Raw genomic sequence first — 16,980 nt, 5'->3', positions numbered from 1 at the left:
GGCCAACCTCATTTCTGCTCAAAGGTGAAGGTCAGTGGTTCGGGTGTATAAGGGATACTGGAGCGCCTGGCCTGGCTGCGCTGGCGTTCACGTGCCTGTAGCTGGACGCGTGCCTGCTCGCGATAGCCCACATTGTTATAGGCGCAGAACGGAATCTGCTTGCCGTCTGGTAACAGGATCTCTTTACAGCACTTCATCAGGTTCTTCTGGTTAAATGTCCAGGGATCCATAAAATCCTGGAGCATGATCATAAAGATGTTGTTCGCGAACGCTTGTAGGTCTAATCCATTATCAGGTAACCCACAGGCGGCGCAGGAAAGGGCGAACTGCTGCGCCGCCTTGTCCGATCCCGGTACAGCGGAAGATGACCACAGGCCCTCCAGGGCAGCCTTAATATCCTCTGAGAGGTCAGCCGCCGCCCGGTTAGCGATGTAATCCAGATAATCCTCGACATTGAGCACGCGCGTCAGCGGCAGAACGGTATCCCCATCTTTGAGTACATACGTTACCGAGTTGCAGGTAGGAAAGCAGCAGGGGACCGGTACGAAGTCCGAGACCAGCAGGGTCTGATTAGTCTGTTCTTCCAATGCTTGCAGGATATCAGGGATGGTCAGGCGCTGCATAGGATCGCTTTCACCATGGCGACCAGATTGGAAGGCGGGCTGAAAATTGATGCCGCGTACCGCTGGATGCTGTAGACCAAAGTTGACGATGGCGCCAACCTCGTGTAGATTCACAAAGCGATCCACCGCGGGCACCAGGACGACATGCGCGCCGATCTCTGCCAGCCGATCCAGCGCGCGCAGCTTTTGCGGCAGGATAGCGGGCTCATCGCGCAGGATACGGTAGGTCTCGGCCTCAAAGCCATCAAACTGGAAGTAGATAGAAGGACGTAGATCGGCCAGTTGCCACAAGAACTCATCATCGTCGGCGATGCGTTTCCCATTGGTGTTCAGCATGACGTGGCGGATATTGCGCTTTTTGGCCGCCTTGATCATCTCGATAATCTGCGGATGGATGGTTGGCTCACCGCCTGAGAACTGCACGACCTCGGGATTGCCCTCTGTCTCTACCAGATGATCCAGGATGCCCTCAACCTCCTCCAGGGTCAGATTAAAACCCGCGCCCGCATTGGCAAAACAGAGCGGACAATCCATGTTACAGGCGCTATTGACCTCAATGATGCCCAGACAGGCATGCTGCTGATGATCTGGACAGAGTCCGCAGTCGTACGGACAGCCGTTTTGTACCTCTGTGGTGTAAGCCAGGGGGATGGTGCCCGGTTTATTGAAGCGGGTGGCGGAGACGTAGGCCTGTGCATCGCCATAGACCAGTCCTTCAAATACTCCATGCTCGGGACAGCGCTTGCGCATATATACTTTATTGTCGCGTACAAGTATATGCGCATCAATCACTTTGCGGCAGTCGGGACAGATACTGCGAGTCAGTTCGAGAAAGACATAATCCGCGTCTTCCTTGCGGCGCAAGCCTGGTCCCGGAGTGCTGGCTATGGTATCTCTCGCTATCTCTGGAGTTGTAATGACCCGGGTAGGTACCTTATCCTGTTGATGCATGAAAATCTCCTCCGGCTTTACCCTCAACTATTGTGACGCATGCTCGAGTTAATATCGCCTGCCAGGTACTATGTATTGATGGTAACCGATTAGAAGTAGAAATACTATAGGTGGCTCTGCCTGGATACCTACTTTGCGTTTTCTCCCCAGGTGGTGAGGTAGTACCACAGACAGTTAAAATCGTCCATTTTCATCTCTTCCAGCGCCTGAGTATAGAGCGACTCTACCTCATCTTTATTGGCGATCCCCGTGCTGATGACCAGGGGTTGCAGAAGCTTGAGAAAGACCTGCATATCCTCATAGAAGCTCTGGTGAGAATCCGAGCCAGCGGAGCAGTCAACCGCGAACGCTTTGTGCTGAACGTTGCGACACCCGGTATTGCGCAGGAAGCGCTTGAGCATAGGAGTGATCGCTATCTGACGCCCATCCTGTGAGAATGTATTGCCGCTGAGATGGATAGCCCGTGTGCATAAGCCAAATAATGTTTCGGTCTTTGGACTGTTGCTGATAAACCATTCGCAATCTGTCAGGCGAATGATGCCACCCGGGCGCGCTACCCGGACACATTCCTGTAAGAACCTGGGCCAGTTGTCGCTGGAGCGGAACATGAAAGAAGCGATCAGGCGAACATTAATAAAGTCAAAACTATCAGTCTGAAAATCAAGTGACTGCAAAATATCCATAGTGTGGAAATGGGTATTGAACAGGGAGCGCTGCGATGCCTGGAAACGGGCGTATTCAATCATGAGCTGGCTGATATCGACGCCGGTGATCTGTTTATTGGGATAAAGGTATGCCATTTCCAGGGCCCACTCGCCGGGCCCGCAGGCTACATCAAGCACGTCGATGATGCCAGCCTGATCGATCGCTTCATCCAGGGGGCCTCCCATGGCCCTGGTGAGCAGGCGAGCCTGCTTTGTAAGCCTGGCTATTTCAGAGGCACTCTCTGGATCAGTGAAGTACGCCTCTCCCTGTGAAGGAGTATGCTCTAAATCTGCCATTGTGTTTCCCCTTTTACTGTAACTGTCAGGAATTTATAGGTAGAGATCGTAGCGTATCCTATAGTAATAGGCGTTTTCGTCTGTTCAAACGTGATAAGAATAGTACTTGCTAGTATAAAGACATGTTACTTTTTATGCAAGGATAAACTTTTCTTGACACGTTTGTTAAAGGAACGTATAGTATTTCATTGTTTGTAAGTTATAACAAAGACAAACACAACCTGAACACTAATTGCGTGTGTAGCTGGTCGCAATAGGCCACGTGCTTGTTGGGATATGTGTGCAAATGTTATTTTGAAGTGAGGCTTGCAATGGATCATACGCAAATAGGCCAGCAGATCATTGATAGCGTAGCGCAGAGCGTACGTGAATCTTCCGACATTGCGGCTATCATTGATAGGGCTCTAGAGACTATTCATACCCATTTGCATACAAGTGTCACATGCTTCCACGTTGTAGATGATACCCGTAAGAGCTATCGTTTGCTGGGCATTCATTCCACCTGTGATGACGATGTTCTGGCACGCCGTTTACATACATTATCAGAACACGTTTGCCCATTCAACGAGTGGCCGCATAACCGACAGCAGCCGCTTGTGCTCTCGGATGTGCAGGCTGGCATGCGTGAGGAGCAGGGGGAGAAGTGGCGGTTCTGGGATCACGAGCAGATACAGAGCATTATCTTTATTCCATTGTGGTTTGGCAATCATTATGAGGGCATGTTGACGGCGGCTTTTGCGAACGTGTTGCCGCAGGAAACAACACTGATATCTTCATTAACGGCGGCTGGTACATACATTGCGGCCGCGCTGGTACAGGCGCGTATGAATCTGACGATTCAGAGCGAGCAGACAAGCCTGTATACTATTCTGGATCAAATTCCTGAGGGGGCTCTGATCGCCGATGCTATCAGTGGCTCTATCCGTTATGCCAATGAGGCGGCTGCTGGCTTATTGCAAACCTCCCTCGCTCAGTTGATCGGTTTGCCAGTACACCAGTTTACACGTCAGCCTGTACCTGAGGTACAGCATATGGCTCCGGAGGTGCTTCCGCCCTGGAATTTTTTTCTGATTCAAGCGTTAAGCGGCGAAATCATTCGCAGTAAAGAAGCAACGCTTGTTACCCCCGATGGTCAGAGAATCGTCGTGCTGATTTCATGCGCCCCGATCTCAGTTAAGCACGATAAGCAGCAGATCCTGACCGGAGCGATCATCCTCTTTCAAGACATTACAAAAACAAAAAACATTGAGCAGCACAAAAATGAATTTCTCTCCATCGCCAGCCATGAATTGCGCACGCCCGTCACCATTATCCAGGGATTTGCGGATCTCTTAGCGCATGTGCCCCTGGAGGCAAGCTCCCTCAACGAGTTGACGCAGTCGGCGCTCATGCATATCGTCGACCAGAGTGAATACCTGACCCGTTTGATCGACGCGATGCTGGATATTACCCGGATTGAGCAGCAGCAATTGCGGCTCGATCGAGCGTTACACGATCTTCACCGTCTCCTGAGGCAGGTTGTCGATAGCCAGGTGATGACGACCAGCCGCCACCAGATCCATCTAACGGTAGAGGGACTGCATGAGCAAGAGCCACTACTCGGCGTCTTTGATAAAGAGCGCATCATCCAGGTCATCAGTAACTTGATCAATAACGCGATCAAATACAGCCCTGATGGTGGCAAGATCGAAGTCGGCTTGCGCGTGGTTCCCGTCGATAAGCGGAGCGAGAAGCATCGTGAGGCCTGGATGTGGGTGAAAGATCAAGGGATGGGGATCGCTCCCGATGAATGCTCACGCATCTTTGAGCGTTTCTATCGGGCACGTGCGACCAACAACTCCTCCTTAAGTGGCTTCGGTATCGGACTCTATGTGACCAGGGAAATTATTAATCGTCACGGTGGTCGCGTCTGGGTTGAAAGCAAACTGCACAAGGGTTCAACATTTTACATCCACCTGCCATTATACGCATCATCTCAAATCGTCACTGAGGCCGCCGACTAGCACGCGATTTATGCTCGATTGGCTGAATAGTAATCTTATACCTTGACTCTATCGAGTAAATCAATTACGGTATAAGGAGCATGAGTATTAATGCGTGGAATGCACAATACGATAAAAGGATGAAATGCTGCATTGGTGCATGGTCATATAGCATCATAAATCTGCATCTGCTGAATAGAGGATTCACGAAGAATGGTCGGGAACTGGTTTTTTCGAGTTTGGAAGAAGCAACGCTTCAAAGCTTTGATTGTTGGAACCCTGAGCTATCTTTTGATACTGGCCACACTGCTGACGATCCAGACCCTGGTGCCCCAGCGGGCCGGTGTGTTGCCATTGGTTTCTATCTTTGCGCCCTACCTGTTTATACCGCTGGTCATCCTGGTCCCTTTCCTGTTCTGGCGTTTTACCACGGTGCTACGCATTGTGTTTGTCTCAGGGATCGTGCTGTTGTGCCTCTGGTTTCCACCGCGGCCGGGCGCTGGAAATGCACAGGAGTCTGCCTCAGGGCAAAAAATCACCGCGCTGACCTGGAATTACCGGGGCAGAAATAAGCGAGACGGATATCTCAGGCAGATCATCAATGAAACCAATCCTGATATCATAGCATTGCAGGAGGCTGATTGGACCGGCATCGACGTGGCGACGGACCTTTTGCAGGCGTATCCGTATCATCTGTACCGGCCAAATGATGTTCCTCCGGGTGAGGCCGTACTGAGCAAATATCCAATTGTAGACCATGGCAGCGTACAGGCCGCGAACGGATCGCGGGCGGTGTGGGATATTCCGCGTGTCCTCTGGGTGCGCCTGGATCTAGGTCATGGCCGCACCATGATGGTTGTCAATGCGCATCCCATCTCGTCCGTCAATACGGTATATGGCTGTACGTATTGCCCTCAGCGGCGCGATAATCAGGTGCTGGCGCTCCACCAGTTTTTGCAGCCGCTACTGGCGCATGGAGAGCACCTGCTGCTACTTGGTGATATGAATCTCACCGATCGCGAGCCGTCCTACCATGATCTCTCTTCCAGTCTGACTGATAGCCAGCTACAGGTAGGAGGGGGGTATGGACAATCGTGGGGGATCAACTACTTCAACCGGGTATGGACGTTTTTTCGCATCGACTACATGCTCGTATCACCCAACGTTAAGCCTTTGAAGCTGGACACGAATTGCGTCGCGCGTGGCAGTCAGCATTGTATTCTGATTGGCCAGTTTTCTGTCTAGCGGTTAGAATAAGTCCACACTGGTTATTTATCGGGTGCGCATCCGCGTACCCGATGCCGCAACATACAAATAACCCCTGAGCACCACAGGTGCGAAAATCCAGGCACCCGGTAGGCAATGATCTTGCGTGTAAGACGTATGCTAAGAAGAGTCGGATAACGACCATATTAAGAGAGGTGATCTGTAGTAATGACTGAGAAATATTTGCCCACGCCAGTCTGGAATGGAGCGTTGAACCAATGGGAGGCCGTGGATTTTCGCCGCGGACAGAGGGTTGTCAGCTGGCCCGAGGGCTTTGACGCGGCCTCGCTACCATCCCCTGAATATAGTAAAGGGGACCGTGTCCAGTTTGTGCGCGATGAGACCTGTGCCCGTGAAGGGGTGGTCCGCCGTGTGCTCCTGCGCGGGGGCGTCTATGGTCCCATGGAGGACCAGGATAGGGCCATTCAACGCTGGTATCTGGACCCTGAGAATATCACCTACATTGTCACGGCCCGTGGTCATGACCACACCATTAAGTCCTGGAACATCCTTGGTCGTTTCGTTTCGCCTGAACGCATCTCGCGTATCCTTCCTTTACACGATTAACCATTGTACTAACTGGGGACTGAGCAGCAATGCGTCACAAGACCTTAACTGTTGCCCATATCTCAAAAAGATCGCTAGGAGTGCTTGAATTTTATGGAAGAGCGCGATAGACGTCCATCGTATGCCCGGGAAAACTATCCCAGGGCACGTTTTATACGCCTGATTCTTATCGTTATTGTGATCATTCTGCTCTGCCTGCTCTATTTTTTCTGGCCGTATGTCGCCAATTTCTTTTAGCACTGCGATAGGCTGTGTTGAGCCGAGGGATCACACCGCTCTCTGCAGATCGGCGCGATCCGTTTACTCTCATTTTAGCTGGTTGGTTTGAGCGGATGCCCCCAGGCCACGGTGCCGATGACCTGGAGGGGGATCATGCCATGAGGATGGTAGCGCAAGAGGAAGGAGCTGGCCTCGTGATCAAATTTTTCGGCCGCTTGCTGGCCCATGCGTTCACGAGTAAAGTTGCTGCGCGAGTGCAGTCCTTCAATAAAGTCCTCGATGCTCTGATGAAAATCAATTGGCGTGGTCTCGGTTTCACCAATCGTGTGGAACAGGCCGCGCTCCTCCAATTCTTTGCGCACATAGGTTGAGCGATGTCCACGGTGGCTAGAGTAGCGCGCCTGCAACTGTGAGAGCTCCTCGTTCCAGGGCATCGACAGGGTACGGCGGTGGACCAGGGCCAGCACACCCCGTGGCGTAAGAAGGTCGTGAAAGCGCGGGAAGGCTATTTCCCACTCCGTCCAGTGAATGCTGGAGCCGGCGGTGATCAAGGCATAGGGTGGGCTAAGGGGGACCTCTTCGATCTTGCCATAGATCCAGTGCAGATGAGGATGATCGCCGTCGGGCAACTGTTTCCCCCGTTCAATCATGTGTTGTGAGAAGTCGACCGCGTCCACACGATCCACAAAGTGGATGCATTGGCGGGCAATATCGCCTGAACCGGCTCCCACATCTAGCAGTGTACGCGGCTCATCTTTGATCAGGTCGGCCAGGATGGAGAACGTTTCTGGTGGATATGGTGCGCGATAGCGGTAGGCATCCACCACCTGCTGATTTTGAAACGATTTCGCGAACTGGCGATCGAAGTTGTCGGGTTTGGGTTGCATGCTCTTTCCTATCTTCATCTAGAACCAGTATATTATGTCAACATCTTCTCATATATCTTACTCTATAACCAGATAACGTCGTAGTAAAAAGCATCATCGCTATCAAATGCTGCTGGCATTGTTTTTCCAGTAATACGAACATCGTGATGAGTTCAGATGTGGTAAAGGGGCGGTTTGAAACCTGTAAAAGCTCTGCTACGTGCTAGATATGGTTGGGTTTTACCCGGGGGTGATACGTGGAGGACTGAGCGATTTCCACCAGGAGCACTATCAATCCCCTATGAGACAGAAGATCTTAATTTAGGAGCATCCATGATCAATTTGCGTGAAGTTGGCGCCTATGCCAGGCCGGCCAATCAAGATGGGGTGGATATCACTTTTGGCATCTATCTACCTGGTATTACTGCACAGGATGGTTATGAAGTGCATGTACAGGTATTGCATAAAGCGGATCACTTTTATGAAAATGTTCTACCGCGCGACTTTCTCCTTCGCTACCGAGAAGGAGCGGCCAATGATCTCTGGCATGTAGATGTGCATCTTTCGTTGGAGGAGGGAACCCATTTTGGTCTCTCTGGAACGTACCTTTATCGTTATCAGCTGCTGCAAAAAGATCCTGCTAGTGAGGAAAAGCGCGTCGTGACGCGTTGGTTTACCGATCCATTTGCCCTGGCGACCGATATCGGCCTGCTCTCCTCAGTCGTGACGCCCGAGAGCTTTTCGCCATTTGAATGGACCGATCAGGATTGGAAGACGCCCGAACTGGCCGACCTGGTCGTGTATGAATTGAATGTGGAAGAATTTAATAGCAACTTCGCGGGCGTGATTGAGCGTATCCCATATCTGAAGAGCCTGGGCGTAACCTGCCTGGAATTGATGCCGATTACCAGCCTGAAGCTGAACTTCAACTGGGGATATGAGCCGCTACACTACTTCGCTCCATATGAGCGCTGGGGTGGCATCCAGGGCTTGAAGCAACTGGTCAATGCCTGCCACAACGAGGGTATCGCTGTGATCCTGGATGTTGTGTACCAGCACGTGGACGCCAGCTTTCCCTATAACCTTATTTATAAGGATACAGGGTTGGAGAGTCCTATGATTGGTGGCGATGGTCCCTTTGGTCCCGAGATCGATTTCTCGAAAGATTTTGCCCGAGAGTATATTCAGACCGCCAATTATCACTGGCTCCATGAGTACCATGTTGATGGCTTCCGCTACGATGAGGTGACGGACCTCTACGATGGTCCGATGGGTATTCAGTACGCGCAGATCGCTTACAATACCTATAATGAATCTCTCAAGATTTCACGCTTTACGCCTACCGGTAAGGCGGGTGAGTATAGCCGTTTAATCCAGTGTACCGAGGCCCAGAACCGGCCACAGGAGATTCTCAAGAATACTTTCTCGACCAGCACCTGGCAGGACAGTCTGCGTTGTATGGCGGAAGGCATGGCGGAGACCGGGACCGTGGATGAACATTTTGTCCATCATGTTGTGCTGGATCAAAACTATACCGGCTATCCTTACACCAAGACCGTGCAGGACATAGAGGGGCAGCCTGTCGATATGCCCGTGATGCCGTTTCAGTACCTGGAGAACCATGACAACAGCCAGTTGATCTCACACGTTGCTATTCTTCCCGATGATGTGCCATTTGGGGATCGCAGCCAGTTTTATAAGCTGCAGCCCTTTGCCATTGCGCTGTATACCTGTGAGGGCACACCAATGCTCTGGCAGGGTCAGGAGTTCGCGCAAAACTATGTCTTGCCGACTAAAGGCCGGGCGCGTGTCTGCTATCAGCGCAACATCAGCTGGGAGTATTTCTATGATGAGTATGGAACTCCCCTGGTGCAGCTTTACCGTACGCTGGGTTCGCTGCGCCGCGACTATGCCGCGCTGCGTAGTCGAGAGTCCTTCTATTATAGTGCTGAGTCGCGCATTGAAGACAAAATCGTGGCCTACCGGCGTCACCACGGCGAAAGCGGCCAGGTCGCGCTTGTCTTCCTCAACTTCTCGGACGCGCCCCAGAAGATAGATGTGCCGTTCCCCTGTACAGGTACCTATCGCGAGATGATCGATCACCAGAAGCGTAGCGAGCCCTATGAGATCGAGGTCTCTGAGGAGAACCAGATGTTCGAGCTTGAGGTGCCCGGCCACTATGGTTTTATTTTCATCAAAGAGTAACTTACCCTGTTGCATGCCTGAAGAGAGGGTATACACAACGGCGACGACGTGCCTGACACGCCGTCGCCGTTGTGTATACCCTCTTGCCTCCTCTATTGAATAGATCAGTCTTACCGATAAATAATACTAGATTTCCAGAACATGCATGGCATGCGATGGAGATAGTGTTCAGGGCCGTAATATGGTTTCTACATTGCACATTCCTGGCCCACAAAATCTACCTATAGTAAACGATTAGTAAACGATTTGTTTGTGGAGGTTTCCTTCAGATGTCTATGCATGATATTACACGTAAACTGGCTTTGATTGCCGCTGGAGCAGCCCTTGGTGGATGTCTGGCCTTTGTTCCTGGCCAGATGGCGATCCATGCGGCCCCAATGCCTCACGGCGGACACCATGGCGCGTCCCATCACGGTGGTCATCACAGCTCAGTCCATCACGGTGGTCATCACAGCGCGGCCCATCATGGTACCGCTGCTCATGGCGCGGCTCACCATGGTGTAGCTGCCCATCACATCGTTAGTGGCGCCCTGATTGCTTCCGCTCCCATGCCTCATGGTGGACACCATGGAGCATCCCATCACGGTGGTCATCACAGCTCAGTCCATCACGGTGGTCATCACAGCGCGGCCCATCATGGTACCGCTGCTCATGGCGCGGCTCACCACTAATAACGGTTTCTGATACTGAACCAGAACTATAGTAACCAGTCAATCTGAAAGGAGCCAGCGAACACGGTGTTCGCTGGCTCCTTTGTGCTGTTATCTGAAGCGTAGCACTATTGCTCTTCTTTGGTGAGCACCTCGTCGATGAGGCCATATTCCACGGCCTGAGGTGCGGAAAGATAGTAGTTACGATCGGCATCTTTTTGGATGCGTTCAATCGGCTGACCGGTATGCTTGGAAAGGATGCCCAGCAGACTCTGGCGCAGGCGAATGATCTCGCGTGCCGTAATCTCGATGTCGGAGGCTTGCCCTTCGGCGCCACCCAGTGGTTGGTGGATCAGGATGGTTGAATTGGGGAGCGCAAAGCGTTTGCCATGCGCGCCGACAGCCAGTAGCACCGCTCCCATGCTCATCGCCATACCCATACATACGGTTGAGACATCGGCTTTCAACGACTGCATCGTGTCATAGATCGCCAGGCCCGCATAGATCACGCCACCGGGGCTATTGATATACATGCTAATATCTTTGGTTGCATCTTCATTCTGCAAGTACAGTAACTGGCCTACAACGCTATTGGCAACCATATCATCGATCTGTGTACCTACGAAGATGATGCGGTCCTGGAGCAGGCGCGAGAAGAGATCATGGCTGATAATGCCGCGTGGCGTTGTTTCTACCACGTAAGGAATGATCCCTCTTGGCTCCAGAAAATCGCGAGACTCTTTGATCCACTTTGGATCGCGTGGATTGAATTTGCTCATATTGGCTCCTGAATAACGATATATTCTTTTCCATCTTACCGATGGAGAACGCGCTCCTCTTTCCTGGCAGGTAGCACGGATAGCATTTCTAGAGGGTGACTTGTATGTCTCCATGATACAAGATCTCGACGCAATTGTCCAAGTTTGCCGGCTATGGATAATTCATACACAGTGGTAACGCAATCTTTATAGAATTCTCATGAAAAGGATAGGTAAATAGGGAAAGGTGTTTTGTAAAAAGAGAAAACATGATAAGCTAGAGGGTATAGATAGGTAGGTATACTGGTGATACTTTTAATAGACTGGTATATATTTATCAATTTTTAAGAGTGATTAATCGAACGGTTCAGCGAAGAACTATTATCTCTTGGATGAGCTTAGGAAGAAGAGACACACTTTGGACGCTTTACACACTCAACGTGGCTCGACAACTATTAATGGTGCTGCAAAACGACCTCATGTTGTTATTGTTGGTGCTGGATTTGGCGGTCTGAATGCTGCCAAAGCCCTAAAGGATGCACCTGTCGATATCACTGTGATCGATCGCAATAATCACCATCTCTTCCAACCTTTATTATATCAGGTGGCTACAGCTGTCTTGTCGCCGGCCGATATCTCGGCTCCTATCCGTCACATTTTGCACGGACAAAAAAATACGAAGGTTGTGCTGGCCGAAGTGACCGGCATTGACCGCGAGCAGCAAGTGGTGCTGACCGCCGACCGCTCGATCCCATTCGACTATCTGATTGTGGCTACGGGCGCCAGCCATAGCTACTTTGGCAATGATCACTGGGCACCTTTCGCGCCTGGCTTGAAGTCGATCGCCGATGCCACGGCGCTGCGGCGTAAGATTCTGCTGGCTTTTGAAGAGGCCGAGCAGGAGACCGATCCCGATCGCCAGCGTGCGTTGCTCACCTTTATCCTGATCGGTGCTGGTCCTACCGGTGTTGAGATGTCTGGCGCGATAGCCGAACTGGCCCACGTCGCCCTGGCATCAGATTTCCGCAACATTGACCCGAAATCTGCTCGTATCATTCTGGTCGAGGCTTTACCACGTATTATGCCGGCTTTCAATGAGCACCTGGCTAAAAAGGCACAGGACGGCTTGCATAATCTGGGTGTCGAAGTTCGTACCAGCTCTGCCGTCCAGGAAGTGAACGAGCACGGGGTGGTGATTGGGGGCCAGCAGATTGAAGCCGGCACCGTGATCTGGACCGCGGGTGTTTCTGCCTCGCCGGCCGGTAAGTGGTTGGGGGCAGAGGTAGATCGCGCGGGCCGTGCCAAAGTGGATGAGCATTTAAACCTGCCCGGTTACCCCAATATCTTTATTGTGGGTGATACCTCGTCCGCTACCCAGGATGGTAAGCCAGTTCCAGGGATTGCCCCGGCCGCTATGCAGGGTGGCACATATGCTGCTACCGTCATTAAAGATCGTGTCGCAGGTAAACTAAATAGTCAACAGTTCCGTTATCATAATAGGGGCAATCTGGCGACTGTGGGACGCTCTTATGGCATTGCCGATCTAGGGAAGGTGAAATTTACCGGTTTCCCTGCCTGGGTCTTTTGGATCGTGGCCCACATTCTCTTTTTAATTGGTTTCCGCAATCGTTTTCTGGTGCTTTTCCAGTCATTCTGGGGATATGTCACTTTCCAGCGCAATGCTCGTTTAATCACACATGAGCAGCAGCCGGCGGTGACAAAAGCGAAGTCTGTGGAGCGGGAACTGCAACCAAGCTAGAATTTCTTTTTGCGCCCCTTCGTGTACAAAGTGTCACAAGTACTAAACAAGGAGAACTTGAGGTGAAGGGATGCAAGAATTTCCAAAGGGCAAGATAGTCCGAGACCGCTATATTATTGAAGATCTACTGGGGCAGGGTGGATTTGGCGCGGTATACCGTGTCAGGGATAGACGAGTCAAAGGAAATGTCTTTGCGCTTAAAGAGGTAGAAAGTCTGGAGCGGCGTCAGAAGGAGAGCTTCCTGTTTGAAGGGGAAGTTCTCCGTCGCCTGGATCATCCTGCCCTGCCTCGTGTCTACCGCGTTTTTGAAGAGCCGAAACAGGATCGCATCTGCATTTTGATGGATTATGTTGCCGGCCCGAATCTGGAGCAGTTGCGTTCCGAACAGCCTGGTAAGCGTTTCGAGATACACCAGGTACTGGAGATGATGGCCCCGATCGCTTCGGCCATCTCTTATTTGCATGCACAGAAGCCTCCCATTATTCATCGGGATATCAAGCCATCCAATATCATTATCCCAACTTCTGGCGAAAACGCTGTGCTTGTCGATTTTGGTATCGCCAAAGAGTACGATCAGGATGCCACGACAACCGCCATCCGGCATTGTTCCCCTGGCTATGGAGCTCCTGAGCAGTATGTGAGTGGAACGGAGAGCCGAACCGACATCTATGGCTTTGGTGCTACTCTCTATACCCTGTTGTCAGGGACCATCCCGATTGATGCGCTCTACCGTATCACACGCCTGAGCGTGAATCGCGCTGATCCTTTGGTGCCGATCAGTGAACTGGTGCCGGAAATGCCGGCCGATTTTGCTGCGGCCATTCATCGCTCGCTGGCGGTCAATAGTAACGATCGTTTCGCTACCGTAGATGAGTTCTGGCAGGCGTTAGAGGCTGCCATGCTGAGTCCGGAAGAACGTTCAAAGCAGCGAACCAGCCCGTTACTGGTACAGGAAGAAGCGACGCCGGCGCTGGCACCAGCTCTCCTGCCTGCCACTGGCAGATTGGAACACTCAGCGGCGGTCTCCACCGTACCTGATACTGACAGAGGGAGTGACTTCGTCGAAACCGAGGATTTTCCTGTATCCGGTGGACCCTCGGAGCCCGGTGGAGCTTCTCCAAATTCATCCTCGCCGCGACGGCGCCGCAAAGCCGGACTGATCGTTTTGCTCATTGCGTTGCTTCTGTTGGTGGGAGGCGGAACTGCCGTGCTGGCCTGGTTCCATATGCTGCCGGTGGCGGGACTTTTTCCTCCAACCACGACTCGATCTACCCCTATAGCTCAAAAGACGGTAGCACCAACGCCGACCAGTACAGCGACGCCGAAGCCGAAGCCGACTGCAACGCCGAAGCCGACGCCAGCACCTCCGGCAACGCCGGCCCCAACCAGGGCGCCCGCGCCGCCGCCGGCTGCTGGTTTCCCAACCATCGCGTCATCCTACAGTGGTACCATCCATAACACGCCTGCATCTGTGGATTCAACTATGACATTGACCAGCATGAGGCAGCAGCAGGGGACAATCAATGGTCATTTGACGCTGGGAGCAGGCCTGCAGGGTGATGGCGACTTTACTGGCCAGGTGACTAACGACAAAAAGATCCAGTTCCAGGTGCCAAGCTATGCCGGGCATCAGCCCCTCCTTTTCATGGGACAGATCCAGGGCGATGGCTCTATCAGTGGCACATATTGTAGTTTACAGAATAATCAATGTGATTATGGCAGTGGGGGTGGATATGGCAGCTGGCAGGTCAGTCCTGGTGGCGGCAGTGCGGGATCGCTGGTCCCATCAACCCTTCCTGTAGCGGCGTCGTTCGTTCTGGGCGAGCAACAGGCTGATGTGGAGAGGTGGATGGAGAGCAATCTGCTGTGAAACTTTGGTTCAATGCATCACGTATTACAACGGTCAACTGTAAGCACGAATGAAATTACAATAATGATATTGTTTATTGTGAAATAGAGAGGGTGAAAATATATGAATCCATATCAGAATAATCCTCAAATGGGCCAGCAATATGCCAATGCCTGGGACCAGGGAACCTATAATCAGATTCCCCATCAGGAGGCATGGCAGAATTATAATCAGTTCGCGCAGAATGTGCCACCACAGGTGCTTGAGCAGGCACATCAGCAGGTGTATGCCCAGATGCCTCCTGAGCAGCGCGGTGGTTTACTCCAGAACATTTTAAATGGTCTGACGCAGCGTGGGGTAACTCCACAGCAGCTGGGCGTCCAAAATACCGATCCCTATACCATGTCGCCGCAGGAGGCCGCTCGTGTGACTGGCTATGCCCAGCAGCAGCAGCCTGATATACTGCACCAGGTGCTTGGCCCGGGCGGTGCATTAGGTAGTCCCTGGGCGAAAATGGCCGTTGCCGGTGTGGCGGCTCTGGCAGCCAAGCAGTTTCTGGGTGGTGGCTTTGGCGGAGGAAATCAGGGCGGCTTTGGCGGAGGAAATCAGGGTGGTTTCGGTGGTAACCAGAACAACGACAATGGTCTGTTATAAAAACAGCTAACTGGAGAGTGAGCGTCAAGCTGTAAAGCGCGTCTCTTTTCTCTATGCACTAAGCCTGGCGACATGGCGTATACACGCGCAACGTCGCCAGGCTATTTTTGTGCCTGCGGCCCTTTTGTGATATACTGCCTTTCGCCACAAAGATACAGATTTTAACGCCTGCAAAACGCATTGGGGATGGTTTATGTTTTACGATCATACAAAGATTTATGTTAAAGCCGGGAATGGAGGTGACGGATCAACGCACTTCCGTCGCGAGAAATTCGCTCCATTTGGCGGCCCGGATGGTGGAGATGGTGGGCGAGGTGGAAGCATCTACTTTGAAGCCACCAATGGTTTGAATACCCTGATTGATTACCGCTATAAACAGCAGTTTAAAGCTGATGGGGGCGCCCCAGGTGTGCGTCAGAAGATGCACGGGGCCAAAGGAGATGACATTGTTTTGCGTGTGCCGTGTGGCACGATTATCCGAGATGCGGAGACGGATGCGCTGATTGCTGACCTGACTGAGCCGGGACAGCAGGTGATGGTTGCGCGTGGCGGGCGTGGAGGTCTGGGCAATGTCCACTTCGCTACCTCGACGCGCCAGTCCCCAAAGGAATCTCAGCGTGGCGAGCCCGGCGAGGAGCGCTGGCTTAAGCTGGAGCTACGCGTTATTGCCGATGTGGGCCTGGTCGGGTATCCGAATGCGGGTAAGTCGACGCTATTATCGGTCTGTTCCGCCGCCCATCCAAAGATTGCCAATTATCCCTTTACAACACTGGAGCCCAACCTGGGTGTGGTTGAGGTCGGGCAGCCGCGAGGTGGCGATGGCTATAGCTTTGTGATGGCTGATATTCCAGGTCTGATCGAGGGGGCGGCCCAGGGAGTTGGCCTGGGACATGAATTTCTACGCCATATTCGCCGTACGCGTCTGTTGATTCATATGGTAGACGGCTCCGCAGTCGAGCGTGATCCCTGGCAGGATTTTGAGGCGATCAATAAAGAGTTGCGCGAATATGACGCTGAGCTTGCTAAGCGTCCCCAGATGGTTGTGCTTAACAAAATGGATGTACCTGAGGCTCAGGAGCGCTGGCCCGAATTTAAGGCTAAAGTTGAGGCGGCTGGCTACAGTGCATTCGCCATCTCAGCGGCCGCTCATCAGGGAACGGATGACTTGATAGCCGAGACCTCACGGCGTCTGCATGAGCTTGCCCGCGAAGAGGCCGAGCGTGCCGCCGCCCAGACGGTGGTTGATCTTCGTGAGGGCGAGAGCCCCATCTTACGTCCCATGCCCGATGATGCGTTTACTGTTTCGAAGGAAATGGGGATCTACATTGTACGCGGCAAGCGTGTCGAGCGCCTGGTCGGTATGACGAATCAGGAGAGCGAAGAAGGTATGGATCGCATGCAGGTGCAGCTTGAAAAGCTGGGTGTCACGAAGGCGCTTGAAGAAGCTGGCGTACAGGTCGGCGATACCGTACGTTTTGGGAAGGTTGAGCTCTACTGGGGTGAATAGAGCCTGTAGATGTGCTTGTTATGACCACGCAATAGCATCATAACAAGCACATCTGTGGTATACTTATACCTGAGAAAGCGGCATATTCCATATTTGATATCGTGTACTGGAACGCAAAGCAAT

Annotated in this window: 14 protein-coding genes; 10 read left to right on the top strand and 4 right to left on the bottom strand. The window is 52.2% G+C overall.

Going from position 1 to position 16,980, the window contains the following annotated elements; all coding sequences use genetic code 11:
• Positions 1-8 precede the first annotated feature (8 nt).
• Positions 9-1,574 carry a radical SAM protein gene (locus AABA21_RS16880; RefSeq protein WP_338252137.1) on the bottom strand — a complete coding sequence of 522 codons (1,566 nt, stop codon included), beginning with the start codon at positions 1,572-1,574 and terminating at the stop codon, positions 9-11.
• Between the two features lie 128 nt (positions 1,575-1,702).
• Positions 1,703-2,575, bottom strand: coding sequence for a class I SAM-dependent methyltransferase (locus AABA21_RS16875; protein ID WP_338252135.1), 873 nt, complete (start codon positions 2,573-2,575; stop codon positions 1,703-1,705).
• A 311-nt stretch (positions 2,576-2,886) separates the two neighbouring features.
• On the opposite strand from AABA21_RS16875, the gene AABA21_RS16870 reads away from it, so the two are divergent.
• From AABA21_RS16870 to AABA21_RS16855, 4 genes are all read left to right on the top strand, one after another.
• On the top strand, positions 2,887-4,578 hold the full coding sequence (locus AABA21_RS16870) for a sensor histidine kinase (RefSeq protein ID WP_338252134.1): 1,692 nt from the start codon (positions 2,887-2,889) through the stop codon (positions 4,576-4,578).
• Positions 4,579-4,770: 192 nt separating this feature from the next.
• Positions 4,771-5,802, top strand: coding sequence for an endonuclease/exonuclease/phosphatase family protein (locus AABA21_RS16865; protein WP_338252131.1), 1,032 nt, complete (start codon positions 4,771-4,773; stop codon positions 5,800-5,802).
• Between the two features lie 189 nt (positions 5,803-5,991).
• Positions 5,992-6,390, top strand: a complete 399-nt coding sequence (locus tag AABA21_RS16860) for a hypothetical protein (RefSeq protein WP_338252129.1) — start codon at positions 5,992-5,994, stop codon at positions 6,388-6,390.
• 93 nt (positions 6,391-6,483) lie between these two features.
• A complete protein-coding gene (locus AABA21_RS16855; protein ID WP_338252127.1) occupies positions 6,484-6,627 on the top strand; it encodes a hypothetical protein in 144 nt (47 codons plus the stop codon).
• A 74-nt stretch (positions 6,628-6,701) separates the two neighbouring features.
• Here AABA21_RS16855 and AABA21_RS16850 read toward each other — a convergent pair whose 3' ends face one another.
• Positions 6,702-7,496 carry a class I SAM-dependent methyltransferase gene (locus tag AABA21_RS16850; protein ID WP_338252125.1) on the bottom strand — a complete coding sequence of 265 codons (795 nt, stop codon included), beginning with the start codon at positions 7,494-7,496 and terminating at the stop codon, positions 6,702-6,704.
• A 312-nt stretch (positions 7,497-7,808) separates the two neighbouring features.
• Between AABA21_RS16850 and AABA21_RS16845 the strand changes: the two genes are divergently transcribed.
• Positions 7,809-9,680, top strand: coding sequence for an alpha-amylase family glycosyl hydrolase (locus AABA21_RS16845; protein WP_338252123.1), 1,872 nt, complete (start codon positions 7,809-7,811; stop codon positions 9,678-9,680).
• Positions 9,681-9,949: 269 nt separating this feature from the next.
• Complete coding sequence (locus AABA21_RS16840) at positions 9,950-10,351, top strand: hypothetical protein (protein ID WP_338252121.1); 402 nt, start codon at positions 9,950-9,952, stop codon at positions 10,349-10,351.
• A 107-nt stretch (positions 10,352-10,458) separates the two neighbouring features.
• On the opposite strand, the gene AABA21_RS16835 is transcribed toward AABA21_RS16840, so the two are convergent.
• On the bottom strand, positions 10,459-11,109 hold the full coding sequence (locus AABA21_RS16835; RefSeq protein ID WP_338252118.1) for an ATP-dependent Clp protease proteolytic subunit: 651 nt from the start codon (positions 11,107-11,109) through the stop codon (positions 10,459-10,461).
• Positions 11,110-11,506: 397 nt separating this feature from the next.
• On the opposite strand from AABA21_RS16835, the gene AABA21_RS16830 reads away from it, so the two are divergent.
• From AABA21_RS16830 to obgE, 4 genes are all read left to right on the top strand, one after another.
• The gene (locus AABA21_RS16830; RefSeq protein WP_338252116.1) at positions 11,507-12,847 is read left to right on the top strand and encodes an NAD(P)/FAD-dependent oxidoreductase; all 1,341 of its coding nucleotides are present in this window, start codon (positions 11,507-11,509) and stop codon (positions 12,845-12,847) included.
• A 70-nt stretch (positions 12,848-12,917) separates the two neighbouring features.
• Positions 12,918-14,717, top strand: coding sequence for a serine/threonine protein kinase (locus AABA21_RS16825; protein ID WP_338252114.1), 1,800 nt, complete (start codon positions 12,918-12,920; stop codon positions 14,715-14,717).
• A 102-nt stretch (positions 14,718-14,819) separates the two neighbouring features.
• On the top strand, positions 14,820-15,350 hold the full coding sequence (locus AABA21_RS16820) for a hypothetical protein (protein WP_338252112.1): 531 nt from the start codon (positions 14,820-14,822) through the stop codon (positions 15,348-15,350).
• A 193-nt stretch (positions 15,351-15,543) separates the two neighbouring features.
• Complete coding sequence (gene obgE, locus AABA21_RS16815) at positions 15,544-16,857, top strand: GTPase ObgE (RefSeq protein ID WP_338252110.1); 1,314 nt, start codon at positions 15,544-15,546, stop codon at positions 16,855-16,857.
• The last annotated feature ends 123 nt before the right edge of the window (positions 16,858-16,980 follow it).

The sequence above is a fragment of the Dictyobacter halimunensis genome, from assembly GCF_036245075.1.
This window is presented reverse-complemented; position numbering and strand designations above follow the sequence as displayed.